Here is a 24,877-nt window from a genome sequence, read left to right on the forward strand (position 1 = left end):
TCAGCCGTCGTACCGCGTGAGCGCGTCGAGTTCCTCCGCGGGCACGTCCTCGAAGGCCTCGCGGGCGACGGTGCGCTTGTGGACCTCGTCGGCCCCGTCGACGATGCGGAACTGCCGGACGCTCTCGTAGAAGTCCGCGACGGGCAGATCCTTGGCGATGCCGTTGCCGCCGAGGAACTGGAGGGCGGTGTCGATGGCCTCCTGGGTGGCGTTGGCGGTGAACACCTTCGCCATCGAGACCTCGACGCGGGCCTCGTGGCCGGCGGAGATCCGGTCGGCGGCCTGGCGCACCAGCGACCGGGCGGCCGCCAGGTTGGTCTCCTGTTCGGCGATGACCATTCGGGGGTGCTGTTTCTCGGCCAACTTGGAGCCGAAAGCGTCGCGCTCGCTCATGTAGGCCTTGGTCACGTCCAGCGCTCGCTCGGCCATCCCCGAGTAGCGCATACAGTGGGTCAACCGGGCCGGACCGAGCCGCTCCTGAACGTGCTCGAAGCCCTTGCCTTCCTCACCGAGCAGGTGTTCCTCGGGGACGCGCACGTCGTTATATTTGATCTCGGCGTGGCCCATCCCGTGCACGTCGCTGCCGACGTGGGGGATGTTCCGGACGACCTCGACGCCGTCGGCGTCTTTGGGCACCAGAAAGACCGAACAGCCCTCGTAGGGGTGGGCCTCCTGGTCAGTCCGGGCGAACACGAGCAACACGTCGGCCTTGATGCCCTTGCTGGTCCACCACTTGTGCCCGTTGATGACCCACTCGTCGCCGTCTTTCTCCGCTGTCGTCTTGAGCATCTTCGGGTCCGAGCCGCCGCCCTGCATCGGTTCGGTCATCGAGAAGCCCGACGCGATCTCGCCCTCGACGAGCGGCTTCAGGTACTCCTCTTTCTGGAGCTCGGAGCCGTGCAGTTCCAGCAAGTGCATATTCCCCTCGTCGGGGGCGTCGACCCGCATCGCGATCTGGCCCAGCGTCGACCGTCCGGCCTCCTCGAAGGTCGGGAGTGTGTCACGGAAGTCGTAGCCCATTCCGCCGTACTCCTCGTCGATCTGGGGCGCGTAGACACCGTACTCGCGGGCCGCCTCGCGGAGTTCGTCGATCGTGCTGTCCGACACCGACATCCCGCCCGACAGTTCCCGCTCCTTGGGGAGGACGACTTCCTCCATCAGATCGTGTGCGCGGGACGCCAGTTCCTCGGCCGCCTCGGAGTCGTTGAACGTGAGCATATCCCGATGGTCCCGCGGAACCAACATAAATCCCGGGTCGGAATCTCACAATGTTAGAATATAGTCGGCAAGCGTCGCACGATGTTAGGTCTCCTGACCCCACGCGGGCGGAACCGCTTAGGGGATCGGCGTCGAGGCGTGGGGCGTGACCACGGCGGAGCCGACGACGCGCGAGGCCTTGCTGTCGCGGGCGGCCGACTACGCGGCGACCGTGCCGATCGACCTCGACGTGGCCGAACTGGCGTGGGCGATCTCCGAGCGGGCCCGCCGGCGGGCCGGCTGTTGCCGGTACGACCCCGAAACCGGCGAGATCACCGTCGTCCTCACCTGGGACGCCTACCGCGAGTTCGGCTGGGCGGAGTTCCGGGGGACGATCAGACACGAACTCGTCCACGCCTGGGAGTTCCAGCAGTTCGGCGAGTCGGGCCACGGCGAGCGGTTCTACCGGAAAGCCGACGAGATCGACGCGCCACGACACTGTCGGTCGTTCACCGACGGCCGGCTCGAACTGGTCTGTACTGACGAGCACTGCGACTGGCGGCCCGAGCGCCACCGCGCCTCGAAGCCCGTTCGCCAGCCCGACGCGGGCTACCAGTGTGGCGACTGTGGCAGCGAGTACGTCGTTCGCCACCGCGAGTCGGGCCGGACCTGGCGGACGACCGCCGGCTACGAGCGCGCCCGCGAGGCGCTGGGCGACGACTGGTAACCAGTACATAGCCCTCCCGAGTCTACGGGGGTCCGTTTCGCCTGCCGCTGGGGATGGTCTGGATGCGGTGTTGTCCGTCGGTTCTCGACCCGAAGCGAGCGGGTTCTGTCGGATGCGACCCCGGATCGCCCCGTTGTGCTTCCGGCGGCCGGCCGTCGCCGAAGGGGGACGACTTATCCGGCAGATACCCTTACACGCGACCATGGCAAGTGTTCGGATCGGTTCGGCGTTCGGTATCCCGATTCGCCTGGGCGGATCGTTTCTGCTCGTTCTCCCGGTCCTGGTCTTCCTGATCGGGTCGCAGGTCGGCACGACCGCGGAGGTCCTCGGCGAGGCGCTCGGCACGACGATCGACGCGGCGGCACTCAGTGCTGGCTCACTCCCGTGGGTGCTGGGGCTGGCGGCCGCGCTCGGGCTGTTCGGTGGTGTGTTGATCCACGAGTTCGGCCACGCGCTGGTCGCCCAGCGGTACGGCGTTCACGTCGACTCGATCACCCTCTGGTTTCTCGGCGGACTGGCCCAGCTGGAGGAGTTCCCCGAGGACTGGAAACAGGAGTTCACCATCGCCGTCGCCGGCCCCGTCGTCAGCGTCGGCGTCGGCGCGGTCTGTTACGCGGCCTTTCTGGCCTTCCCGGTCGGCCAGCCCGCGCCGCGGTTCGTCTTCGGCTATCTGGCCATCCTGAACGTCTTCCTGGCCGCGTTCAACCTCCTGCCAGGGTTCCCGATGGACGGCGGGCGCATCCTCCGGGCGATCCTCTCGCGCAACCGCTCGCGGCTGGACGCCACCCGCATCGCCGCCGGCGTCGGCAAAGGTTTCGCCGTCCTGCTCGGCCTCGGTGGCATCCTGCTCGGTCAGCTGTTCTGGATCGCCATCGCCTTCTTCATCTACATCGGGGCGACCGGCGAGACCCGCCAGCTGATCCTCGAAGCCGCCTTCGAGGGGCTGTCCGTCGCCGACGTGATGACGCCCGCGGGCGACCTCTCGACGGTCACGCCCGAAACCAGCGTCGCCGACCTCGTCGACCGGATGGTCAAAGAGCGCCACACCGGCTACCCCGTCGTCACCGAGTCCGGCGACCTTCGGGGCATCGTGACACTCTCGGACGTCCAGCAGGTCGATCCCGTCGAGCGCGACGCGATGCGTGTCGAGGACGTGATGTCGACCGATCTGCGGACGGTCACACCCGAGACGGAGGCCGAGGACGCCGTGTCGACGATTCTCGGCCAGAACGTCGGTCGCCTGCTGGTCGTCGACGAGACCGGCGATCTCGCGGGGCTGGTCTCCCGGACCGACCTGATGACCGTCTTCCAGATCCTCCAGGAGAGCCGGTCGGCGGCGCTTGGCAAGCCGACGGGCGAGCCGCCCCTCCAGCGGTAGGCGGCCACCTGTCCGTGAACGGACCGCGTTCGCCGCGTGCAACCGAACAGTGATGTGGCTCGCGGTGCCAGAGGGGACAACGGCGAATTTCGATGTCTCACCGCTACAACCCCTCGCAGGTCACGGAGTACTGGCAACACGTCTGGGAGGAGGAAGGGGTCTACGACTGTCCCGACGACGCCGAGGACCCCACCTACGTCCTCGGGATGTTTCCCTACACCTCCGGGGCGCTCCACATGGGTCACGTCCGCAACTACGCGATCACCGACGCCTACGCTCGCTACCGGCGGATGTGTGGCGACGACGTCCTCCACCCGATGGGCTGGGACGCGTTCGGCCTCCCCGCGGAGAACGCCGCCTTCGAGCGCGACACCGATCCCGAGTCCTGGACCCGCACCTGCATCGAGCGGATGCGCGACGAACTCGAACGGATGGGTTTCGGCTACGACTGGTCCCGGGAGATCACGACCTGTGACCCCGAGTACTACCGCTGGAACCAGTGGCTGTTCACCCAGTTCTACGACGAGGGACTGGTCGACTACCGCGGCGCGGCAGTCAACTGGTGTCCCGACTGCGAGACGGTGTTGGCCGACGCACAGGTGAACGAGGTCGAGACCGAGTCCGGAACGGCGGAGGTCTGCTGGCGCTGTGAGACGCCCGTCGGCCGCCGGGAACTCGACCAGTGGTTCTTCACGATCACCGACTACGCCGCGGAACTCCACGCCGGCCTCGACGATCTGGAGGGATGGCCCGAGGGCGTCCGGGACATCCAGCGCAACTGGATCGGCCGGCAGGAGGGCGCACGGGTCACGTTCGAGATCGACGCACCGGCGGTCGACGCCCTCGACGGAGGGACCGTCGACGTGTTCACCACCCGGCTCGACACGGTCTTCGGCGCGACGTATCTGGCCCTCTCGCCGGGCCACGACCTCGCCGACGCGATCGCCGCCGAGGACGAGGCCGTCGCCGAGTACGTCGATCAGGTACGGGCGGCAGACCCCGGCGAGGCCGGGATGTCCGGCGTCGACACCGGGCTGACTGCGACCCACCCGCTGACCGGCGAGGCGATTCCCGTCTACGTCGCCGCCTACGTGCTGGACGACGTGGGCACGGGCGCGGTCATGGGCGTGCCCGCACACAACGAGCGCGACCACGCGTTCGCCACCGAACAGGACCTCCCTGTAGAGCAGGTGATCGAACCCATCGGCGACGCGACGGCCGACCTGCCAGCCGAACCGTACACCGACGACGGGATGCTCACCGCGAGCGGCGAGTACGACGGGCTGGCCAGCGCCGCCGCCCACGAGCAGTTACAGGCTCACGAGGCCGTCGAGAGCGACGTGACCTACCGACTCCGGGACTGGCTCATCTCCCGCCAGCGCTACTGGGGGACGCCCATCCCTATCGTCCACTGCGACGAGTGTGGCCCCGTGCCGGTCCCCGAAGAGGACCTCCCCGTGGAACTGCCCGAGTACGTCCAGACGACGGGCAACCCCCTCGCCGAAAACGAGGCGTTCGTCGAGACGACCTGTCCGGAGTGTGGCGGTCCGGCCGAGCGCGAGACCGACACGATGGACACCTTCGTCGACTCCTCGTGGTACTTCCTGCGCTATCTCTCGCCCGATCTGGCGGATGCCCCCTTCGACACCGAGGTCGCCGACGAGTGGCTCCCGGTGGACGTGTACGTCGGCGGCGAGGAACACGCCATCCTCCACCTGCTGTACATCCGATTTTTCACGCGGGCGCTGGCCGATCTCGGCCTGCTCGACGCCCGCGAACCCGTCGAGCGGCTGGTCAACCAGGGGACGGTGTTGAAAGACGGCACGAAGATGTCCAAATCGAAGGGCAACGCCATCGCGCCCCACGAGTACGGCGCGGAGACGACCCGTCTGTTCGTCCTCTCGGCGGCCCACCCCCAGCAGGACTTCGAGTGGACCGTCAAGAATGTCAGGACCGCCTACGAGTTCCAGCAGGAGCTGTACGGGATGGTCGCCGAGTTCTCGAACGACGAGATCGAGACCCGGACCGAGAGCGAACCGCACGACGCCTACCTCGAACGCGAGATCGACCGGACGATCGCGGCGGTCTCCACCGAGTACGACCGCTTCCGGTTCCACCAGGTGGTGGGCGAACTCCGGCGGTTCGCTCGCCTGCTCCGGCGGTATCGGGACTACGAGTCGCCCTACAGATACGCCTACAGCCGAGCGCTTCGCACGCTCGCGGCGCTGGTCGCGCCCATCGCACCGTATCTGGGTGAGGAGCTGTGGCACCTGCTCGGCGAGGAGGGACTGGCCGCCAGCGCCGACTGGCCGACCGCGCTGCACGACGTGGATGACTTCCGGATCGAGCGGGAACTCGTCCGGAACACGCTCGACGACGTGCGCGATATCACGGACGTGGTCGACATCGCCGACCCCGAGCAAATCGAGATCGTCGTCGCCCAGGACTGGAAGTACCGGGCCTACCAGATCGCTCGCGAGGCCGACGATGACACCGCCGTCGTCGGGCAGATCATGGACGACGAGACCGTCCGCGACCACGGCGAGGCGGCCGCCGACTTCGCCGCCGCGCTGGGCGAGCGCAGCGCCGAGCTGGAGCCGACGATGGCCCCGGACCGCGAGCGGGAGATTCTGGAACAGGCGGCCTGGCTCTTCGAGGACGAGTTCGGAGCCGGGGTCACGGTTCGGCAGGCCGACGACGGCGACGACCTCGCGTCGAAGGCCGAACCCAATCGCCCGGCGATTCACATCAACTGAGCCGCCCGTCCCGCCGCCGGCCGTGTCTCGCGCGGCCGAGTCGACCGTTACGTATTTCTGACAGCTTCTCGACGCATCAGACAGGATGGCAGTTTCGGTCCGAAGTACGGTACGTGGCATGGGGACACGGGCGAATCCGGCGTTCGCGGTCGGGGCGGTGGCCGTCCCGCTCGCGCTACTGGTTTACGCGGTGACACTCGGGACACTCCAGCAACACACCTACGTTCACGTCATGGCGGGTGTGCTGTGGACGGGGACGGACCTGTTCATGGCGCTCGTGCTGGGGCCGGTACTGGGCGGGCTGGCGGTCGAGGAGCGGGCGAACGTCTTCCGGCGGCTCACGCCGAAGACTTCGTTCCTGCTGCCCTCGCTGGCGCTGGTGACCATCGTGGGCGGGATCACGCTCGTGCTTCGCAGTCCGGTCTGGCCGTTCCCGCACGCGCACGCCTGGCTGGCGCTGTTGACTGCCGCGACGCTGCTGCCCGCGCTCGCGCTGATCGGCTGGCAGTTCGACGCCTTCCGTGACTGGCGGTGGCTCGCGGCCTTCGGCGTCGCGCTCGTCGGCAGCGGGGCCTATCTCGCCGTCGCCCTGCCGAACTTCGGGATGACCCGGCCGGTGTTCGTGGTCATCCTGGCCATCGTCACCCTCCTCAGCGTGCTGGGATTCGGCGTGTTGATGCCCGGCGAGGTGCGGATGTACCTGGAGATGCAGTCGGCGAATCCGGACGCGGACCTCATCAGCGAGATCGGGATGCGAAACGCGAAACTCAGCGCGGTGCAGGGACTCGGCCAGCTCGCGATCATCGTCGCGATGGTCTACCTGCGCTGGGGCGGTTTCTAGGTTTTTTCACGTCTCGGCTCTTCTGCGGTGTCATGGATCGCGAACGAACCCGCCGCGCCGTCCTCGGGGCGGTGCTGGCGGGCGGCGTCGCCGGGGCCGTCGGGACGCCGATCCGGCGGTATCTCGACCGGTTCGCGCCGTTCAGCGGCGCCCTCTGGGACACCGTCGACGACGATCTCCCGGAGACCGTCGAGAGTCCCTACGGCGCGGCGACGCTGCGCTACGACGACCACGGCGTGCCCCACGTCTCGGCCGACGACGAGCGGGCGCTGTACTTCGCGGTCGGCTACGTGCAGGGGGCCGACCGCCTCTTCCAGATGGACCTCCAGCGCCGGCAGATGCGGGGCGAACTCTCGGCAGTCGTCGGCGAGGCGACCCTCGATTCCGACCGCTTTCACGTCGCCATGGACTTCGCCGGCGCGGCCGAGGCCACGTGGAACCGTCTGGAGGGGTCCGAGACCGGCGACCTCGTCGAGGCCTACACCGAGGGCGTCAACCGCCACGTCGGTGGCGACCACCCACTCCCCGCCGAGTACGACCTGCTCGGGTTCGAGCCCGAGCCCTGGGGGCCGGCCGACGCCATGCTCGCCGAGAAACAGATCGGCTGGACGCTGACGGGGAGTTTTCGAACACTTCGGCGCGAGACAGTCCGGGCCGCGGGCATCGAGGGGCTGTACCCGAGCCGGCTCGACCACGACGCGGCGATCCTGGGTCACGAGGCGGGCGACGGCGCGGAACCTGCAGTCCGGCAGACGACTGTCCCCTCCGGAACGGACAGCCAGCGTGAGACCCATCCCGACCTCGAGGGCTGGCTCTCGGGATTCGAGTCGCCACCCGGCGTCGGGTCGAACTCCTGGGTCGTGTCTGGCGAGCACACCGCCTCGGGCGCGCCCCTGCTGGCGAACGACCCGCACCTCTCGCTGATGGCCCCGCCCGTGTGGTACGAGATGGGACTGGACGGCCCGGAGACGACGGTTCGCGGGGTCACCTTCCCGGGCGTCCCCTTCGTCGTCATCGGCGAGAACGACGGCGGCGCGTGGGGGTTCACGAACGCCGGCGCGGACGTGATCGACTTCTACGAGTACGAGACCCGCGACGGGCAGTACCGCTACGGCGACGAGTGGCGCGAGTTCGAGACCGAGGAGCGGACGATCGCCGTCGCCGACGGCGAGGACCGAACCGTGACCGTCCGCAAGACCGTCCACGGCCCGATGCTCGGCGTCGAGGCCGACGGCGACGAATTTCGGACCGAGGTCGGCGTCGCCTGGACCGGGTTCTGCGCGACCCGGACGACCGAGGCTGTCCGCGACCTCAACCGGAGCGATGGGCTCGAGGACGCGCTCGCCGCCCTGGAGCGGTTCGACCTGCCGACCCAGAACTGCGTCTACGCCGACCGCGAGGGGAACACCCACTACCGGGTCGTCGGCAAGGTCCCGATCCGACGGACCGACGGCGAGCAGGTTCCCGGGGATCGGGTCTTCGACGGCTCGGCGAAGGAGGGCGAGTGGGCCGGCTACACCCCCTACGGCGAGACCGACTGGACGGGTGAGGGGTTCATCCCGTTCGCGGAGATGCCCCACGCCGACCAGCCCGGCTATCTCGGCACCGCCAACCAGCGCGTCGTCGACGACGCCGACTACCCCTACTACTTCGCGGAGGCCTACGGCGACCCCTACCGGGGCCTGCGGCTCTGGGACCGGCTGGACCGCCGGGTCGCGAGCGACGACCCCGCCGATCCCGCGTTCATACGAGACCTCCAGCGGGACACGTACGACGCCCGGGCCGCGCAGTTCGTCCCGGTTATGCAGGAAGCAGCGTCGGCCGTCGACGGCGACGCCGCGGCGTTGCTCGCCGACCTCGACGGCTGGGACTACCGGATGGACCGCGATTCCCGGGCGGCGCTGGTGTTCGCCCGCTTCGTCGATCACTACCGGGACGTGGTGTTCGAGCCACGCCTCGCCGACGCCCTGGGCGACCGCCGCGACGTGTCCGAGTACTACGGCGGCGACTGGGTGTTGTTCGGGCTCGACCCCGACGCTGCGTGGTTCCCCGACGGGCGGGCGGCGGCCATCGCCGAGGCCCTCGCCCGGACCGCGACGGAACTCGACGAGGAAGGCTGGGAGACCTACGGCGACTACAACACCACGGCGATCGACCACCCGTTCGACCGGTCGTGGCTGAACTACCCCCGCCATCCGACCGACGGCTCGGCGGCCTCGCTGAACAACTTCCGCCACGAGGAATCGGTTGGCAGTAGCTGGCGCATGATCTGCCCGATGGGCGAGTCGGCCCGGTCACAGGGTGCCTTCCCCGGCGGCAACGACGGCTCGGTCTTCTCCGAGCACTACCACGACCAGTTGCGCGCCTGGGCCGACGGCGAGTACAAGCCGATCCCGCTCGGAACGAACGGCGAGGTCGCCGTGCGGTTCGAGGAGGGCGAGCGATGAGCGAGCACCTAGCGACAGTCGGCGACCGCCTCGACGCGCTCCGGGCGGCCCCGCGTCACCGCCGACTGGCGGCCACGGGCGCGGTCGTCGTCGGGCTGGTTGTCGTCCCGTTCCACTGGTTCGGGTTCGTCCTCGGCGGGGCGCTGATCGCGCTCACCCAGCCCTCGCTCGGCCGGGGCCTGCTCGCCGGCCTCGCCTTCGGTGTCCTCTCGTGGCTCGTCTTCGCCCTCTGGCTCGCGGGCACTGGCAATCTCACGCTCTTTTTCGGGATGGGGCAGGTCTTCGCGGTCAGCACCGCCATCCCGCTGGCCGGGGGTCTGCTGGGTGCGCTGGCTCGCGGCATCCGCTAGCGGCCGGTTCCTCGACGGCGGTGCCGCGGCCGTGTCGGTGGGGCAGTGGAGCCACGGGCCACCCGCCGCCCGGTTCGTTTCACGGGTCAGTACGTTGCGAGTATTTTTATTCGCGGCTTCGCTATCCCGGACAGGTTCCCCGATGTCGGACGTGCGTTTCCGTCGAGCCAGGCCGGGCGACGCCGAGGAGATCCTCTCGATCAAGCGGGCCGCGATCGAGGATCTCGAACACTGGCAGTACAGTCCCGAACAGGTCGACGCCTGGAAACCGAAAGACAGCTACCTCGACACGTTCGAGGAGGCCATCGACGACGACCGGTTTATCGTCCACGTCGGGGAACGCGACGACCGGATCGTCGGGTACGGGGCGCTGAACGTCCCCGACGAGCGCATCGACGCCGTCTACGTCCACCCCGACCACCACGGCCACGGCGTCGCGACCGCGCTGGTCAAGCAACTCGAACTCTCCGCGCAGTTCCAGGGCATCGAGACGATCGACATCGTCGCGGCGCGCAACGCCGTCCCCTTCTACGAGTCGGTCGGCTACTGGCGACTCGACGACGAAGTGACCACCATCGAGGACGTGGACGTGGTGTTCGTCCGGATGCGGAAACACCTCGCCGACGACCCGGACCCGTTCGACGCCGACGATCACGAACTCGGCGACGCGGTGGCGTCCGACGCCGACCGCGACCCCGGTGACACGGCCAACGCTGGCGACGACACGCCCGCGGGATCGGCCGAGGGGCCGTCGACTCCGCGACTTGCCGACTCCGAAGCCCCCGAGTGGTTCCAGCTCGACGAGTGGCTCGACGACGACACCGGCGACGTGGACGAACTGTTCGAGTCAACCGAGGAATCCGACGGTTAACCTTCTTTTCGACTGGAACCGATCATCGCGTTCGTCCCACTCACAGTGACCGTTCGTGCAGTCGAAACGAAGGGGTGTTGTAGGACCGGTGACAGGTGCGTGGTTGGACAGTCTTCACCGCTGGGCGACCGGCGCGAACACGTCCTCGTGGAGGCGCTCGGCGACGGTGTCGGTGAGCGTCCGGAGGTTGACGGCGTCCTCACGGTTGTACGAGACGAGCGTTTCGAGTGCGCCGTCGCGGCCGCGCTGGTGTTCCGTCCAGAGGCGGACGGCGTCCTCCCCGGAGATGTCCGGGCGGTCGCGCTCGACGCCGATCTCCTGTTCGATCACTTTGAGTCCGCCCGTGAGCCCGAGTTGCTTGCAGGGGTACATCAGGTCGAGGTGGGGATGATCGAGCGAGAGGTCGAAGGACGTCTCGAGGAAGGGCACGTCGAAGCGTTTCCCGTTGAACGTCACGAGTATGGCGGCGTCCTCGAATTGCGCCCGCAGGGCGTCGGCGGTGAGGTCGTCGCCCCGGACGAGCGTGGTGGTCTCGCCACCCTGGTGGAAACTCACCGTCGTCACTTTGTCGCGTTCCTGGGAGAGCCCGGTGGTCTCGATGTCGAAAAAACAGGCCTCCTCGCGGAAGTTCTCGTACATCCGCCAGCGCTCGCCGCTGGGGAACTGCTCGCCGAAGTAGCGGGCGTCGCCGTTTTCCAGTCGGTCCCGTGCCGTGTCGATGAACGACTGGATGCGGTCGGCCGTGGTCTCCCCGACGACGGAGCCGTCGAACTCGTCCCAGTGGGTGACGCCGGCCTCCCAGAGCCGGCGCTCGGTCGTCTCGCCCACGCCCCGGACCGGGATGAAGCTGTTCTCGATTCGCACACCGACAGGGGTGGGCCGGGCGGACAAAACGCTGTCGCCTGCCGAGTCCCGTGACGATTTATGTCGCTCGCACCCGCAGTCGAACGCATGACCACCTTCCTCGTGGCCACCGCGTCGGTCCACACGACCGCGGCCGCCTGTGACTACCTCGGTGAGCGCGTCACCGCCGACGACACCGTGATCGCCGTCAGCGTCACCGAACCCGACGGCGACCCCCGTGATGCCGGTGATGCGACCAACGTCGCCCGCACGCGACTCGTGGACCCGACCGTCGAGACGATCACCGAGGACGGCCACCCGAGCGAGGTCGTCCAGTCGCTGGTCGCCGAGCGCGACATCGACGAGGTCCTGATCGGCGCACGCCGCGGCGACCCCGACGCCACGCCCGGACTGGGCGGGACCGCCGCCGACCTGCTGGTGAGTCTGGACGTGCCCGTCGTGGTCGTGCCGTTGCCGGAGCTGTCCTGAGACCCCCGCGCTTTTCACCGAGGCCGGCACAGGGGGGCGTATGTCCGGCTCCGAGCTCGCGGCACAGGTCAGGGAGGCGCTTACTGTCGACGCCGAGGCGTTCCAGGAGCGCGCCGAGGCCGAAGCCGAGGAACTGATCGAGGAGGTCTACGACGGGACCTTCGACAACTCCCAGGCCATCATCGGGCTGGAGCAGGAACTGTACGCCGTCGACGACCGCACTGACGCCCTCAGGCGGGTCCCCCGCCAGCTCCTGGACCGCATCGGCTTCGAGAAGGAACTCGGCCTGCACAACGCCGAACTCCAGACCTCGCCCGTCCCACTCTCCCGGTACGGCCTGGAACAACAGGAGGCGGAACTCCAGGCTCACATCGACGCCGCCGAGAAGGCCGTCGGCCGCGAGAACATCCAACTCGTCGCCGACGGGATGTGGACCGTCCCGCCCAACGGCGAGACCGCCACCGACTACCTCCGTGACAGCATCGAGGCCGACGGGGTCCTCGCGAGTGAGACGAGCGAGGGCTCGAAAGACGACCGGGGGGAGTCTTTCGGTGTGCGAGTGGCGACCAATATGTCCGACACCGTGCGGTACCACACGATGGCCAACACCGACTACCCCTCCGGCCTGCGGATCGACGCCCCCCACGTCACGCTGGAGGCCGACACGGTGATGCCCGAGAGCCTCATCACCTCCATCCAGCCCCACTACCAGGTCCCCCACGCCCCCGACCTGCCCGAACACTTCACCTACGCCCTGCGCGTGGCCGGCCCGCTCGCGGCCCTCGGTGCCAACTCCCCCTTTTTCCCGCCGGAGATGTACGACGACGTGCCCGCGGGACAGATCCTGGCCGACGCCTGGATGGAACACCGCATCACGGTCTTCGAGGACGTGCTCAACCCGCCGACCGGCGAGGGCGACCCCAAGGTCTGTTTCCCGCCCGACTTCGACACCGTCGAGGACGCTATCCACGACATCGCCCAGGACCGGACCATCGTCCCGATGGACGTGCCCGACGGCCAGCGGTTCGACGACCGGTTCCGGCACCTCCGGCACAAACACGGCTCCTACTGGCGGTGGGTCCGCCCCGTCTTCGACGGCGCCTCCCGCTCGGCGGCCAACGCCCGCATCGAGTTCCGCCCGCTCGCGGCCCAGCCGACCATCCGGGACGCCGTCGCCTTCCAGGCCCTCTTTGCCGGCCTCATGGAGAGCCTGCCCCGCCGGGAACACCCCGTCCGGAATCTCGACTGGCAGACCGCCAAGGCCAACTTCTACGCCGCCGTCTGTGACGGTCTCGACGCCGAGTTCACCTGGCTTACCGCCGACGCCGCCGAGACGGGTGCCGTCGACGAGATCTACGGTGAGATCTTCGAGTACGCCCGCGACGGCCTCGAACTGCGCGGCCTCTCCACCGAGGAAGCCCGCCGGTACATCCGCCCCCTGCGGGAACGGGTCGACCGCCGGACGACACCCGCCCGCTGGAAACACGGCCTCGTCGAACGGCAGGTCGAACGCGGCGTCCCACTGACCGAGGCCATCTGGGGGATGCAGGCCCGCTACGTCGAGCAACAGACCGAGACCCTTATCGAGGGCTCGTTCGCCGACTGGCTGGACGACTAAATTTTCACTTCGTCGGGTTGCGCGCCCCCGGCGCGCAACCACTCCTCGCAACAATTTAGTATAAAAACTATCTTCACGCTCGGCTCTCCGAGCCTCGCGTGAAGTGAACCGGCGCGCCGAGCGCGCCGGATGCTCGTGTCCTCCTACTGTCCGCCGGCCGCCGACTCGACGTGATCCACGGCGGCCACGGGCGTCTCGACCGCTTCGATACCCTCGATGTCGTGGGTTTCGATCCCCGCGACGGGGCGGCCGAAATCGAGGGCGTGGCCGATCTCCGACAGTGTCCCCGTCGACCCGTCGATGGCGATGGTCGCGTCGCCGTTGAGGACGACGAGGACGTTCCGGGCGTTGCCCAGGTCCGTCGCGATGGCGGTGTCGACGTACTCGTTGGCCGCTGCCCGGTCCGGACCGGGGACGATCCCGATGGTGTGGCCGCCCGTCTCCCGTGCGCCCTCACAGACGGCCTCCATCACGCCGCCGAGGCCGCCACAGACGACCGTGTGGCCCCGATTCGCGAGTTCACGGCCCACCGCTCGGGCGGTGTCGGCCGTCTCGCGGTCGATCACGCCGCCGCCGATCACGCTGACGCGCACCTCACCACTCCATACCGCCGTTGACGGCCAGCACCTGACCGGTCATGTAACTGGACTCCCGACTCGACAGGAAGCGCACGATCCCCGCGATGTCTTCGACCTCGGCGAACCGGTTGAGGGGAATCCGGTCGATGATCTTCTGCTGGACGCGCTCGGGCACGTCTTCGAGCATATCCGTCTTGACGAACCCGGGCGCGACGCAGTTGGCGGTCGACCCCGTCGAAGCGAGTTCGAGCGCGAGCGTCCGGGTGAAGCCAAAGAGCCCGGACTTGGTGGTCGCGTAGTTGGCCTGCCCGTAGTTGCCCTGCTGGCCGACGACCGAGGAGATGTTGATCAGTCGGCCCTGATCGGAGGCCTTGATGTCGTCGAACAGGCAGTGCGTGCAGTTGAACACGCCGCCGAGGTTCACGTCCATCACCGTCTCCCAGTCGTCTTTGGTCATGTTCTCGAACTTCTTGTCGATGGTGATCCCCGCGTTGTTGACCAGCACGTCTACCTGTCCGAACGCGTCGTGGATCCGATCACACATCGACTCCACGTCGTCGTAGTCGGCCACGTCGCCCTGGACGGCGATGGCCGTCCCGCCCTCGTCCTCGATGGCGTCGACGGCCTCGCCCGCCGCCGCCTCCGATGAGCGGTAGTTGACGACCACGTCGGCCCCGTGACGACCCAGTTCCTCCGCGATACCGCGGCCGATGCCGCGTGAACTCCCAGTGACCAGGCAGGTCTGTCCGTCGAGCATACGCGACGTTCGGCCCCGGGGACCAAAAAGGATGTTCGCCCGCCGTCGCAATAATTGCCGTCGTGTGAATCAGGCGACCTGGTCGATCCAGTCCTGGGCGCGTGACTCAGACACTTCGGCGGCCTCGGCGACCGTGGCGGCGTCGGCCGCGGCCAGATCGGCGACCGTCTCGATGCCGGCGGCCTGCAGGCGTTCGGCGTAGGTCGGGCCGATGCCGTTGACCGTGTCCACACCGTCGGCACCCTCCTCGCCGGTGAGGGTGGCCTGTTCGCCGTCCTCGTTCTCGGTCGTCTCGACCTCGATCTCGTCGTCCTCGGCCGGCGGTTCGTCTGCTTCGGGTTCTTCTTCGGTCTCGACGGCCTCGTCGGTTCCCTCGCCGATCTCGATCTCGGTGGCTTCCTCCTCGATTCCCACGTCTTCGCTTTGCTCGTGGAACCACTCGGCGGCGCGGGGCCAGACGTCCTCGTGGGAGGATCCCGAGACCGACAGGCCGATGTGGCCGGTCGGGTACTCGATGGTCTCGATATCGTCGGAGCCGACCACGTCGTTGAACGGCTTGCTCGCCGCCGCCGGGATGAGGTGGTCGTACTCGCCCATGAGCTGGAGGATGGGCATATCGATCTTGGAGACGTCGACGTGTTTCCCGTCCAGAGACAGCTCGTTCTTGTAGAGCTTGTTGTCCTGGTAGATGTCGCCCAGGAACTGCTCGTAGGCCGCGCCGGCGAGGTCGATCCCCTCGTCGAGCCAGCGCTCCATCCGGGCGAAGTTCTCGACGAAGGCCTCGTTCTCGAGGTTGTCGTACAGCCGGACGTACTTCGAGACGAAGTTGTCGACGGGGTCCATCAGGGCGAAGCCGACGTCCAACATCCCCGCGGGGACGTTCCCGAACGCGTCGGTCACGTCCTCGGGGTCGTAGTACTCGTCGCTGCCCCACTCTTCGAGGACGCCCCCGGTCTCGTCGAAGTAGAGACCGGCAGCCATCAGGGCCAGCGCGTTGACCTTCTCGGGGTGGAGTGCGGCGTACATCGCCGTCATGGTCCCGCCCATGCAGTAGCCCAGAATGTTGATCTGCTCCTGTCCGGACCGCTCGGCGACCTCCTCGACGCAGTTGTGGATGTACCGGTTGACGTAGTCGTCGAGCGTGAGGTACTGATCCATCCGGGACGGTTCGTTCCAGTCGATGAGGTACACGTCGTGGCCCGCCTCGAGCAGGCGGCGCACGACGGACCGCTCGGGCTGGAGGTCGAGGATGTACGGCTTGTTGATCAGCGCGTACACGATGAGGATCGGCACGTCACACTGCTCGTCCTCGGGCACCTCGATGCCGGCGTCCTCGGGCTTGTAGTGGAGCAGTTCCAGCTTGTTCTCGGTGTAGACGACCTCGCTGGGGGTCTCGCCGACCTCGATGTTCGCCAGCGGGCCGGCCCGTTCGGGGGCGACGCTGGCTTTCTCCAGACCGTCGGCCATCGCCTCGAACCCCTTGCGCTGGGCGTCCAGTGCGTTCGCGAACGGGTTGATCATAGTTCCTCGAGGATCTCGTCGAGCTTCTGCTCGACGGCGTGCTGGCGACGCTCCAGTTCGACGAGTCGCTCGCCGACCTCCATCACGTCGTCACGGGTGGGCAGGCCCAGCTGCTGGATCGTGTCCTGGGTGACCTCGTCGGCCTCTTCCTGCATATCCATCATCGCCTCGACCAGTTGGCCGTTGGCGGCGGCAAAGGCGGAGGTGCCCATGACTTCCTTGAAGGCCTCGTTGGCCGACTGGAGCCAGATGTCACGCATCTCGGAGGGCTCGACGTCCTCGCCCTGGGCCGCGTCGGTCGTGCGCTCGAACATCTTCTCGGAGGCGTCCATCCAGACCTCGTAGGCGCGGTTGTACCCCTCGAAGCCTTCGGCGACTTCGTCTTCCTCGGGCATCGAGCCCTCGACGGCCTCTGCCCAGGACTCCATGAAGGCCGCCTGGGCCTTCATGTTCTGCTCGACGGAGTCCGCGACCGCGTCGTTCATCTCCTCTACCATCTCGTTCCAGTCGTCCATCGGGTCGTTGGTTGTATCGCTCATGGTGTATCGTTTGTAGCCGACAACAAAAATCGGGTTGGTCGTTCGTGCCGGTCAGGCCTCGAGGGATTCCTGGGCCTGCTCCTGGACTTCCTGGACCTGGTCCTGGACCTGCTCGACCTGGTCCTGCATCTGCTCGAGCTGGTCTTCGACCTGCTCGGCGGCTTCGATGGACTGGCCTTCGAGGTCCTCGTGGGCCTCCAGGACCATCTCGATCTGCTCGTCCATCGCGTCGAGGTAGTCCGTGGTCAGGTCCTCGTAGGCGTCGAGCCCGTCACGGGTCTCGGCTTCGATGTTCTCGAACAGTTCGGCGTGGTTCTCGAGGAGGAACTCGAACTGCTCGTCGACGGCTTCGCGGATCTCCTCGACGGAGCCGGCCGCGCCGGGCATGGTGCTCTCGATCGCGTCGAGGTAGCTGTCGAAGGCGGTCTTGGACAGTTCGACGGTGCGGCGCTGGGCCGACTCCTGACTGTCGAGGCTGTCGACGAAGGCCTCGCTGACGGTCTGCTGGAACTCGACGCCCTGCTCGACCGCGTTCTGACTCTGCTTGATCGCCTGGCGCTGCATCTCGAACGTCGTCGTAATGGGGGTGGTGTACTCTGTCATAGTGGGTTCACTCCTGGGAACGCTTGCGCTTGACCGGAACCACGACAGTCTGGACGATGTCGCCCTCCTCGATGTCGAGCGCCTCGCGCTCGGCGTCGGGAATGCTGATGCGTCCGCCGCTCTGGACGCGGGTCTTGAACGTCGCCATCTGACTCATCGCGCCCAACTGGGGGACGCCAACGCCCGACGTGCTGGCACCGAGCAGCTGCTGGATAAATTCCTGTTGCTGCTCCATCGCCTGCTCGCTGGCCTGCTGGAATCCCTTCATCATCTGCGGGGGCCACATGACGCCGTCCTCGCTGTCGTGTTGCTCGGTCATCCCTTCACTACTCTCTACGCCACTCGACACCATAAGGGTTATGCTTCTGACCACTCATTACCATGTATTGGTAGCAAATGGTAGCAACTGAACCCGCGGGGGCCGATCGCCGACCCTCACCGGCCACGCCGAGCGCGCGCGATTCGTACAGAGCGGCCCGCAGATGCCGCTCTGGAGCCGACGGATCATGTGAACCACCACGCTTTAATACAGCCACTTCCAACAACTGGTGCCAATGAGCTCCAACCCGCACCGGAGCGCGTTGCTGGACACGTGGACGGAGACCTCGTCGCACGTTTTCAACAGCGTTCTCGCGGCGAACAGAGCGGCGTTCGCGGCCTTCGGTGTCAACTCCGACGACGACACCGACGAGGACCCGACGCTGCCGCCGCGAGAGCGGATCGAACCCGACGAAGACCTCCCCGAGTGGACCATCGAACGGACCGAAGACGACCGAACCGAACTCGGCGTCGGGGACCGCATCGAGTTCACCAAGACCATCTCCGAGGACGACGTTACCTCGTTCGCGGCTGCCAGCGGCGACACCAACCCGCTACACCTCGACGACGAGTACGCCTCCGAGACCCGGTTCCGGGGCCGGATCGCTCACGGGACGCTCGTCGGCGGCCTCATCAGCGCCGCCCTCGCCCGCGTGCCCGGACTGGTCGTCTATCTCTCGCAGGATCTGGAATTCCACAACCCGGTCCGTATCGGTGATCGCCTCACCGCCGAGATCGAGATCGTCGAGGACCTGGGCAACGACCAGTTCCGGCTGACCACGCAGGTCAAGCAGGACGAGGAAGTCGTCATCGACGGCGAAGCCGTCATCCTGGTCGACGAACAGCCCGAGTAAACTTCAGCACGCGCGCTCCGCTTTCTGCCTGCATCGCGGCAGGAACCTTCTCTCGCCATCACACTCGTCGGTTTAATGACATTTATCGCTGGCGGCCGACACGCTTCCAGTTGCTGGCGGCCATCGAATTTCGGTTACCAGTGTTCAGAATTCGCGCTTTTCGCTCCCGCTAGCTCGCCAGAAACTCCGCCAGCACGCGGTTGAACGTGGCTGGCCGTTCCCGGGGTGGCCAGTGGCCACAGTCTTCGAGGACGTGCAGGCGGCTGTCCGGCAGTCGGTCGTGGGCGCGCTCGGACCACGTCGTCGGCAGGAGGGTGTCGTCGTCGCCGTGGACGAGTAGCGTCGGGACGCCCAGCTCGGAGAGATCGTCGACGTAACAGGTCCGGAACCCGAAGGCACCGAACTCGCTGCGCTGCCAGCGCCGGAGGGTGCGACCGCAGGCGTCGTCCTGAAGAACCTCGTGGATCTCCGTGACGAACTCCTCGGAGGCCTGGGTCATGTACCCGCGGAGCGTGTCCCGGACGGTCCCTTCGTTGACGCCCATCGTGTTCCAGACGAACTGGTCGACGACGGGCATCCGCAGGGCGACCGACGCCATCGGTCGCCAACCGGCGTCGGCTCCCAGTCCGTAGCTGTCGACCAGCGCCAGCCGTTCGACCTCCGCTTCCAGCGCGTAGCCCAGCGCGATCGCGCCGCCCATCGAGATGCCGGCGACGCTGGGCCGGTCGAGATCCAGTTCCTCGACCAGCCCCGACAGCACGTCGACGTAGTAGTCGGTCGTGTACCGGATGTTCGGCTTGTCGCTGGCCCCGTGGCCCGGCAGGTCCGGCGCGATCACGCGGTGGTCCTCGGCCAGGTGTGGGATCGCGTGTTTCCAGGAGATGTGTTTCGCGTCGAGACCGACGCCGTGTAACAACACCAGCGGTCGCCCCTCGCCCGTGTTTCTGTACCGGACGGTCGTCGTCGTTTCCCGTCCCGACCCGTCTTCGGCCGTCACCTCGACCGCGCGTTGCCCGCCGGTTCCGGCGTCACTGCTCGAACTCGCCATTCACCATTACCTCGGGACGACAGACCTTGTGTCTTCGGAAACTCACGACGCGTCGACCCGCCGATCCCACGGCGACGAACCGGTGAGGTTCGTCTCCGCGAGGCCGACGACGAGCAGGCTCCCGCCGGCGAACGCCAGAGCCGCCACGTGCCCGGCCGGAGACAGGCCCAGCGTCCAAAGCCCGAGTGCGGTCACGCCCAGGCACCCGCCCAAGATAGAGACCGTGACGCCCGTCGCCCGTAGCCAGCCGTCGCCGCGCCCGACCGCCGCGTTGACCGTGACGTGTCCGGCCAGGACCGCCGCGCCGAGCAGGCCGACCAGCGATCCGGCGGCGTACCCGGCCGCCAGCGTCGCGCCGCCGACGCTCCGGCGTCCCAGCGCCGCCCGGTCGCTCCGGCCGGCGACACCGACGACGACCCACGCGAGGATCGTCCCGAACGCCGCCGCCACGCCCGCGACGCCAGGGTTCTCGCCGGCCGCCGTCAGCATCGCGACCGCCCCGAGACTCGACAGCAGGGGTCCGACCGCCACCGCCAGCCAGTCGGTTGCCACCCCCTCGTGGTCGTCCAGTCGCTGGGTCGCCGCGATCCAGGCGACGAGCAACCCCGCGCTGACGGCCATGCCTGCGATGATCGCGATGCCCAGCACCCCGTCGCCGGTCCCCGGCGTGGCCGCCGCGGCCCGGTCCACGGCCGCGTCGCTCCCGAGCACGGCGACACTCGACCCGACCGTCGCGACCCACCACGCGTCGCTCATGCGTGCGGTGTGTGTCCGGACGACTCGCGTTCACACCCGAGACCCCCCGTTCCGGCTCCGCCGAAACCCCTGTTATCGTATAGCATACCTGCTGGTAGTTACGCCGTGGTACCGGCACGAACCACCGACTCTCGGTCGGCGCTCGCCCCCGTCGTCCACTGCGCTCCCCCGAGCGGACCGAGCGAGGCCGGTCGTTTCAAGCTTCCGACCAGACAGCTCACTTCTCGACGGCGAGCAGGGCCACCCGCTCGCGGACTAGCGCCGGCAGGCCGGCGTCCGTGGCCGCGAGTTCCCGGTCGGCCACGTCGAAGAACTCCCGGACGCGCTCCTCGTCGAACGCGCCGAGCGTCTCGGCCGCGTCCAGCAGGTCCGCCACCGCCGCGGCCGCCTCGGCTTCGGCCGCTGTATCCGGCACACCGTGGACGACGACCGCGACCGGGCACTTCCCCTCGGTGACCCCCATCTCGAGTGCCCGCGAGATCTGCCGCCGACCGGCCGCGTACAGCAGGATCTCGACGGCGTGGTCGTCGGCGATGGCTTCGCCCCGTGCCCGGGCCCGGTCGGCACACGCGACCGCGCGTTCGAGGTGCTCGCGGTCGACGACGTACCGGGCGTCGAACGCCTGGACCGCACAGTCGTGTTCGTCACCGATCTCGCCCAGTTTCGCGACGAACGCGTCGACGTCCTCGACCGTCGCCGTGCCCTCGACCACCTGCATCAGAAATCACCCAGGCTGGACTGGTCTTCGGGGTCGTCGGCCGTTCCGTTCGTGCCGTCCCCGCCGCCCGTCGTGGTCGCGCCGACACCGTCGATGTCGGCCGGTTCGACGCCGTCCATCGACGGGTCCTCCCGGCCGGCGTTTTCCAGCACGTTCTCGGCGGTCTTCTCCCGGCCCCGGAGCGCCCCGAGGACGACTGCCTTCTCGGCCTCCCGCAAGTCCGCGCGGGTCCGGATGCCGGCGTCGTAGAGCCGGCGGGCACGTTTCCGTCCGACCCCGCGGACGCTCGCCAGATCGACGAGTTCGCTCTTCACGCCGTGTTCGACGCGGGTCCGTGCCTCCCGGATCGCCGGCACGCAGTCCATGCCGAGCTCGCCCGCCAGCGACTCCGCGGCTCCCAGCAACCACTGGGTAGTCTCGACCTTCCCGCGGATGTCACCCGGGCCGACGGCGTAGCGGTCGGTGATCTCGTTCTCGTCGATCTCGCTGGCCCAGTCTTCGAGCAGGCGGGCGGTCTTCAGCGCCGACAGCCAGTCCTCGAAGCGGTCCTCCTCGTACTCGCTGGGCATCGGGCCGAGAAACTCCGTCTCGCGCTCGTAGGCCAGTTGCGTGTACTCCTCTTCGTCGCCGCTCCGGAGGTAGAGTTCGTACATATCCGGCGTCCGCGCGACGAGATGGTAGAGCCCCAGCGCCGACGGCGGTTCTCGGGGCCCGTCGTCGCCGCCATCGTCGGCCGCGAGTTCGCTCGCCCGGGTGAAACCGGCGGATTCCGCGTCTTCGTCTGGCTCCCGCTCGCGCCCGGCGCTTTGCCCGCCCGCCCGCTCCCAGTCGCGCAGGCCGTCGATGATCTCGGCGGCACTCATCGGGTCGAGGTAGAGCCGCGAGACCGTGTGCCCGAGTCCGGTCGCCTGCAATTGATCTCCGTCCCGCTCCAGGAAGTCGTTGACGTCCAGATAGTCGAGCATCCGGTCGGTGACCCGCTCCAGTTCGTTCCGGTCGGCGTTCTGGGTGGCGTGGAGCGTCCGTTCGAGGAACTCCAGGATCCCCTCGCGGGAACTGGCGAAGCCGGACGCGACCGTCGCCAGCAGGTGGGTCCGGAGCGCGGGCTCGGCGGCGAGTTTCGACCGCACCGGCTCGGGGTCGGCCCAGACGTACCGCTCGAACAGTTCGTCGAGTTCGTCGTGGCTGTTGGCCAGCAGGACGGCCTCGCCGTAGGGATCGAGGCCGGGCCGCCCGGCCCGCCCCATCATCTGGTGGACCTCCAGTACCGAGAGCGGAGCCATCCCGCCGGTCGACCCGTCGTAGCGTCGCCAGTCCCGGACGACCACCCGCCGGGAGGGCGTGTTGACGCCCGCCGCCAGCGTCGGCGTCGCACAGACGACTTTCAGCAGGCGGTCGCGGAAGGCCTCCTCGATCAGCGATCGGTGGTCGTTGGCGAGGCCAGCGTGGTGGAAGGCCGCGCCCCCTTCGACGGCGTCGGCCAGATCGTCGCTGGTCTCGGTGTCGCTCACGTCCCGGATCTCGGCGGCGATCTCCGCCAGTGTCTCACGCTCGTCGGCGTCGAGGAAGTCACGCGTCGTCCCGGACAGGCGGCGGGCCGCGGCCTCGGCGTTCCGGCGGGAGTTGACGAACACCAGCGTCGAGCCGTCGTCGGCCAGCGTGTCCCGGACGATGGCGGCCGTCTCGCTCTCGCTGTTGCGGACTTCCAGCCGTTGCTGACTGCCGTCTTCGAGGTGGAGCGCCTGCCCGTAGTGGACCCCCTTCTGGAGTTCGATGGGCCGCCAGTTCGAGTCGACGAGTTCGGCGTCGAGCCAGTCGGCCAGCTCGTCGGCGTTGCCGATGGTGGCAGACAGCGCGACGGTCTGGAGACCGGCGTTCAACTGCCGGAGTTTCGCGAGGGTGACCTCCAGGGTGGGGCCGCGCTGGCCGTCGTCGACGAGGTGGACCTCGTCGGCGACGACGCAGGACAGCTCCGCGATCCAGTCGGCGTCGTTGCGGACCAGCGAGTCGACCTTCTCGCTGGTCGCGACGATGATGTCCTTGTCGGCGAGCCATCCGCCGTCGGAATCGTAGTTGCCCGTCGAGACGCCCACCTCGATTCCGTACTCCTCGAACTGTTCGAACTCCTCGGCCTTCTCGCTGGCCAGCGCCCGCAGGGGGACGATGTAGAGCGCCTTGCCACTCTCCTCGCCCGCCACCGCCGACAGCATCGCCAGCTCGGCGACCAGCGTCTTCCCGCTGGCGGTCGGCACGCTGGCGACGAGGTTCGCGCCCTCGGTGACGCCCGCCTCGACGGCCTCGGCCTGTGGCGGGTACAGCGCCTCGATACCCTCGTCCTGCAGGTGTCCGGACAGCCAGCCGGGAACCCCTGGAATCGCCGAAACGTCCATTACTGCCGTCTTTGCCCGTCACCGGGTTTAAATTGTCGTGTCCCGGGACCCGGCCGTTCGTCCGTTCGAAACCGGTGATACCTACAAGTGACAGTCAGCGAAAACGCCCCGTAACGCCCCCGCTTTCCCGACCCGTTCCCATGACTCGTCACGCTCGAAGCGACGACTGGCAACCCGGAGAGAACATCGTCGGGACGGTTGCTGCCCTCGACGACGAGGGTCGGGGCCGGATCGGTGGCCCCCGAAGCAGACTTCGGGTGACCGGCGCTGTCGACGAGGGTGATTACGTCACGGTACGGATCGCGTCGGTGACCGACGAGTACGTACTGGCCGAACGGGTCGACCGGGCCATGATCCAGGACGAACCCGTGTGGGTCCAGCAGACCGACGACGCGGACTCGGAGGTCTACTGGTCGCCGAAACATCCCCTCGGTACCTGGCCGCTCGTCTCCCACTACAACCTGTTCGAGGAGGTCCCGCCGGACTACATCTCGGCGGTGTCGACCGAGGAGGCGCCGCCGCTGTGGCGCTGGATCAACGGCACGGTGTCGGTCGTTCTCGCCGTGCTCGTGCTAGCTCTCGTCGCCTTGCCGCTGACGGGCGCGCTCGGCCCGAGTCCCCTCGCGGAATGGGGTGACGCGCTCCAGCGCTCGCCGATCGTACTCCCGCTTCTCGGCGTCGGCCTCGCCGTCACGTACGCTGGGTTCGCGACGTTCGAGTATCTGATCAAACTCGCCGGCGTCGTCCTCGGCGCTGTCATCGGGTTCGGCGTCGGTGGCTTTCTGGTCGCCACGCTCGGACTGGACGGACTCGCCAGCGTGTTCGTGTTCGTCACCGCCGTGAGCGTGTGCGCCAGTGTCGTCGGCGCACTCTTTCTCCTCTTGCACTGGCTCGGCATCGCAGTCGCTGGCTTCCTGTCGGTCGCCGGACCCACGTTCTACCTGCTGTCCGGCGGTGCGTTCCTCGCGGACGGCCTCCAGTCCCTGACGGTCTGGCTCGGCGTCGCGCTGGTGATCGCGACCGTGCTCGGCCTCGTCGCGGCCGTCGTCGCACTGCTCGCCTACCGGATCGCGGTCGTTCTGACGACGGCGTTTCTCGGGTCCGCCTTCCTCGTCTACCTCCCGATGATCGCGCGCTCGTCGACGACCGCCGCCGACGTGACGTTTCCGAGCGTCTCGTTGCTCATCGTGTTCGTCACGGGCGTGGTGGTGCAGTTCTTGCTCGGCGGGTGAGACACGCCAGTCCTTCGACTGGCTGATGTCTCCCGTGGTTTCATGC

At 68.0% G+C, this 24,877-nt stretch carries 23 protein-coding genes; 11 read left to right on the top strand and 12 right to left on the bottom strand.

Going from position 1 to position 24,877, the window contains the following annotated elements; genetic code table 11:
• Entirely contained in the window at positions 1-1,218 is a 1,218-nt protein-coding gene (locus BMX17_RS03925) for an acyl-CoA dehydrogenase family protein (RefSeq protein ID WP_092657879.1), read from the bottom strand.
• Positions 1,219-1,363: 145 nt separating this feature from the next.
• On the opposite strand from BMX17_RS03925, the gene BMX17_RS03930 reads away from it, so the two are divergent.
• The 7 genes from BMX17_RS03930 to BMX17_RS03960 all read left to right on the top strand — a co-directional run bounded on the left by BMX17_RS03930 (position 1,364) and on the right by BMX17_RS03960 (position 10,567).
• Positions 1,364-1,924, top strand: a complete 561-nt coding sequence (locus BMX17_RS03930) for a SprT-like domain-containing protein (RefSeq protein ID WP_092657881.1) — start codon at positions 1,364-1,366, stop codon at positions 1,922-1,924.
• A gap of 202 nt (positions 1,925-2,126) precedes the next feature.
• Positions 2,127-3,302, top strand: coding sequence for a CBS domain-containing protein (locus tag BMX17_RS03935; RefSeq protein WP_092657883.1), 1,176 nt, complete (start codon positions 2,127-2,129; stop codon positions 3,300-3,302).
• 92 nt (positions 3,303-3,394) lie between these two features.
• Positions 3,395-6,058 carry a leucine--tRNA ligase gene (leuS, locus tag BMX17_RS03940; protein WP_092657885.1) on the top strand — a complete coding sequence of 888 codons (2,664 nt, stop codon included), beginning with the start codon at positions 3,395-3,397 and terminating at the stop codon, positions 6,056-6,058.
• A gap of 118 nt (positions 6,059-6,176) precedes the next feature.
• Positions 6,177-6,899 (top strand): hypothetical protein, encoded by a 723-nt coding sequence (locus BMX17_RS03945; RefSeq protein WP_092657887.1) that lies wholly within the window; start codon positions 6,177-6,179, stop codon positions 6,897-6,899.
• 32 nt (positions 6,900-6,931) lie between these two features.
• Positions 6,932-9,346 carry a penicillin acylase family protein gene (locus BMX17_RS03950; protein WP_092657889.1) on the top strand — a complete coding sequence of 805 codons (2,415 nt, stop codon included), beginning with the start codon at positions 6,932-6,934 and terminating at the stop codon, positions 9,344-9,346.
• Positions 9,343-9,696 carry a hypothetical protein gene (locus BMX17_RS03955; protein ID WP_092657891.1) on the top strand — a complete coding sequence of 118 codons (354 nt, stop codon included), beginning with the start codon at positions 9,343-9,345 and terminating at the stop codon, positions 9,694-9,696. Before BMX17_RS03950 ends, BMX17_RS03955 begins: the two co-directional genes overlap by 4 nt.
• A gap of 142 nt (positions 9,697-9,838) precedes the next feature.
• The gene (locus BMX17_RS03960) at positions 9,839-10,567 is read left to right on the top strand and encodes a GNAT family N-acetyltransferase (protein ID WP_092657893.1); all 729 of its coding nucleotides are present in this window, start codon (positions 9,839-9,841) and stop codon (positions 10,565-10,567) included.
• Positions 10,568-10,681: 114 nt separating this feature from the next.
• On the opposite strand, the gene BMX17_RS03965 is transcribed toward BMX17_RS03960, so the two are convergent.
• Positions 10,682-11,431 carry a ribonuclease H-like domain-containing protein gene (locus BMX17_RS03965; RefSeq protein WP_092657895.1) on the bottom strand — a complete coding sequence of 250 codons (750 nt, stop codon included), beginning with the start codon at positions 11,429-11,431 and terminating at the stop codon, positions 10,682-10,684.
• Positions 11,432-11,518: 87 nt separating this feature from the next.
• On the opposite strand from BMX17_RS03965, the gene BMX17_RS03970 reads away from it, so the two are divergent.
• Both BMX17_RS03970 and BMX17_RS03975 read left to right on the top strand, forming a co-directional pair.
• Positions 11,519-11,899: a universal stress protein gene (locus tag BMX17_RS03970; RefSeq protein WP_092657897.1), complete on the top strand. Its 381-nt coding sequence runs from the start codon at positions 11,519-11,521 to the stop codon at positions 11,897-11,899.
• Between the two features lie 40 nt (positions 11,900-11,939).
• On the top strand, positions 11,940-13,517 hold the full coding sequence (locus tag BMX17_RS03975) for a glutamate-cysteine ligase family protein (protein ID WP_092657899.1): 1,578 nt from the start codon (positions 11,940-11,942) through the stop codon (positions 13,515-13,517).
• Positions 13,518-13,660: 143 nt separating this feature from the next.
• Here BMX17_RS03975 and BMX17_RS03980 read toward each other — a convergent pair whose 3' ends face one another.
• From BMX17_RS03980 to BMX17_RS04005, 6 genes are all read right to left on the bottom strand, one after another.
• A complete protein-coding gene (locus BMX17_RS03980) occupies positions 13,661-14,110 on the bottom strand; it encodes a TIGR00725 family protein (protein ID WP_092657901.1) in 450 nt (149 codons plus the stop codon).
• 1 nt (position 14,111) lies between these two features.
• Positions 14,112-14,852: a beta-ketoacyl-ACP reductase gene (locus tag BMX17_RS03985; RefSeq protein WP_092657903.1), complete on the bottom strand. Its 741-nt coding sequence runs from the start codon at positions 14,850-14,852 to the stop codon at positions 14,112-14,114.
• A gap of 69 nt (positions 14,853-14,921) precedes the next feature.
• Entirely contained in the window at positions 14,922-16,373 is a 1,452-nt protein-coding gene (locus BMX17_RS03990; RefSeq protein WP_092657905.1) for a PHA/PHB synthase family protein, read from the bottom strand.
• A complete protein-coding gene (locus tag BMX17_RS03995; RefSeq protein WP_092657907.1) occupies positions 16,370-16,912 on the bottom strand; it encodes a poly(R)-hydroxyalkanoic acid synthase subunit PhaE in 543 nt (180 codons plus the stop codon). Before BMX17_RS03995 ends, BMX17_RS03990 begins: the two co-directional genes overlap by 4 nt.
• 51 nt (positions 16,913-16,963) lie before the next feature.
• A complete protein-coding gene (locus BMX17_RS04000; protein ID WP_092657909.1) occupies positions 16,964-17,515 on the bottom strand; it encodes a hypothetical protein in 552 nt (183 codons plus the stop codon).
• Between the two features lie 7 nt (positions 17,516-17,522).
• Entirely contained in the window at positions 17,523-17,834 is a 312-nt protein-coding gene (locus tag BMX17_RS04005) for an AbrB/MazE/SpoVT family DNA-binding domain-containing protein (protein WP_092657911.1), read from the bottom strand.
• Between the two features lie 235 nt (positions 17,835-18,069).
• Here BMX17_RS04005 and BMX17_RS04010 point away from each other — a divergent pair, with 235 nt between their 5' ends.
• The gene (locus tag BMX17_RS04010) at positions 18,070-18,687 is read left to right on the top strand and encodes a MaoC family dehydratase (RefSeq protein WP_092657913.1); all 618 of its coding nucleotides are present in this window, start codon (positions 18,070-18,072) and stop codon (positions 18,685-18,687) included.
• 169 nt (positions 18,688-18,856) lie between these two features.
• On the opposite strand, the gene BMX17_RS04015 is transcribed toward BMX17_RS04010, so the two are convergent.
• The 4 genes from BMX17_RS04015 to BMX17_RS04030 all read right to left on the bottom strand — a co-directional run bounded on the left by BMX17_RS04015 (position 18,857) and on the right by BMX17_RS04030 (position 23,599).
• The gene (locus BMX17_RS04015) at positions 18,857-19,735 is read right to left on the bottom strand and encodes an alpha/beta fold hydrolase (RefSeq protein WP_092657915.1); all 879 of its coding nucleotides are present in this window, start codon (positions 19,733-19,735) and stop codon (positions 18,857-18,859) included.
• A gap of 42 nt (positions 19,736-19,777) precedes the next feature.
• On the bottom strand, positions 19,778-20,491 hold the full coding sequence (locus tag BMX17_RS04020; protein WP_092657917.1) for a hypothetical protein: 714 nt from the start codon (positions 20,489-20,491) through the stop codon (positions 19,778-19,780).
• 217 nt (positions 20,492-20,708) lie between these two features.
• Positions 20,709-21,209, bottom strand: coding sequence for a KEOPS complex subunit Cgi121 (gene cgi121 / locus BMX17_RS04025; protein ID WP_092657919.1), 501 nt, complete (start codon positions 21,207-21,209; stop codon positions 20,709-20,711).
• Positions 21,209-23,599 carry an ATP-dependent DNA helicase gene (locus BMX17_RS04030; protein ID WP_092657921.1) on the bottom strand — a complete coding sequence of 797 codons (2,391 nt, stop codon included), beginning with the start codon at positions 23,597-23,599 and terminating at the stop codon, positions 21,209-21,211. Before BMX17_RS04030 ends, cgi121 begins: the two co-directional genes overlap by 1 nt.
• Positions 23,600-23,739: 140 nt before the next feature.
• Between BMX17_RS04030 and BMX17_RS04035 the strand changes: the two genes are divergently transcribed.
• Positions 23,740-24,831, top strand: a complete 1,092-nt coding sequence (locus tag BMX17_RS04035) for a hypothetical protein (RefSeq protein ID WP_092657924.1) — start codon at positions 23,740-23,742, stop codon at positions 24,829-24,831.
• Positions 24,832-24,877 lie beyond the last annotated feature (46 nt).

This window comes from Halorientalis persicus, from assembly GCF_900110215.1.
In the GTDB taxonomy this organism is placed as follows: domain Archaea; phylum Halobacteriota; class Halobacteria; order Halobacteriales; family Haloarculaceae; genus Halorientalis; species Halorientalis persica.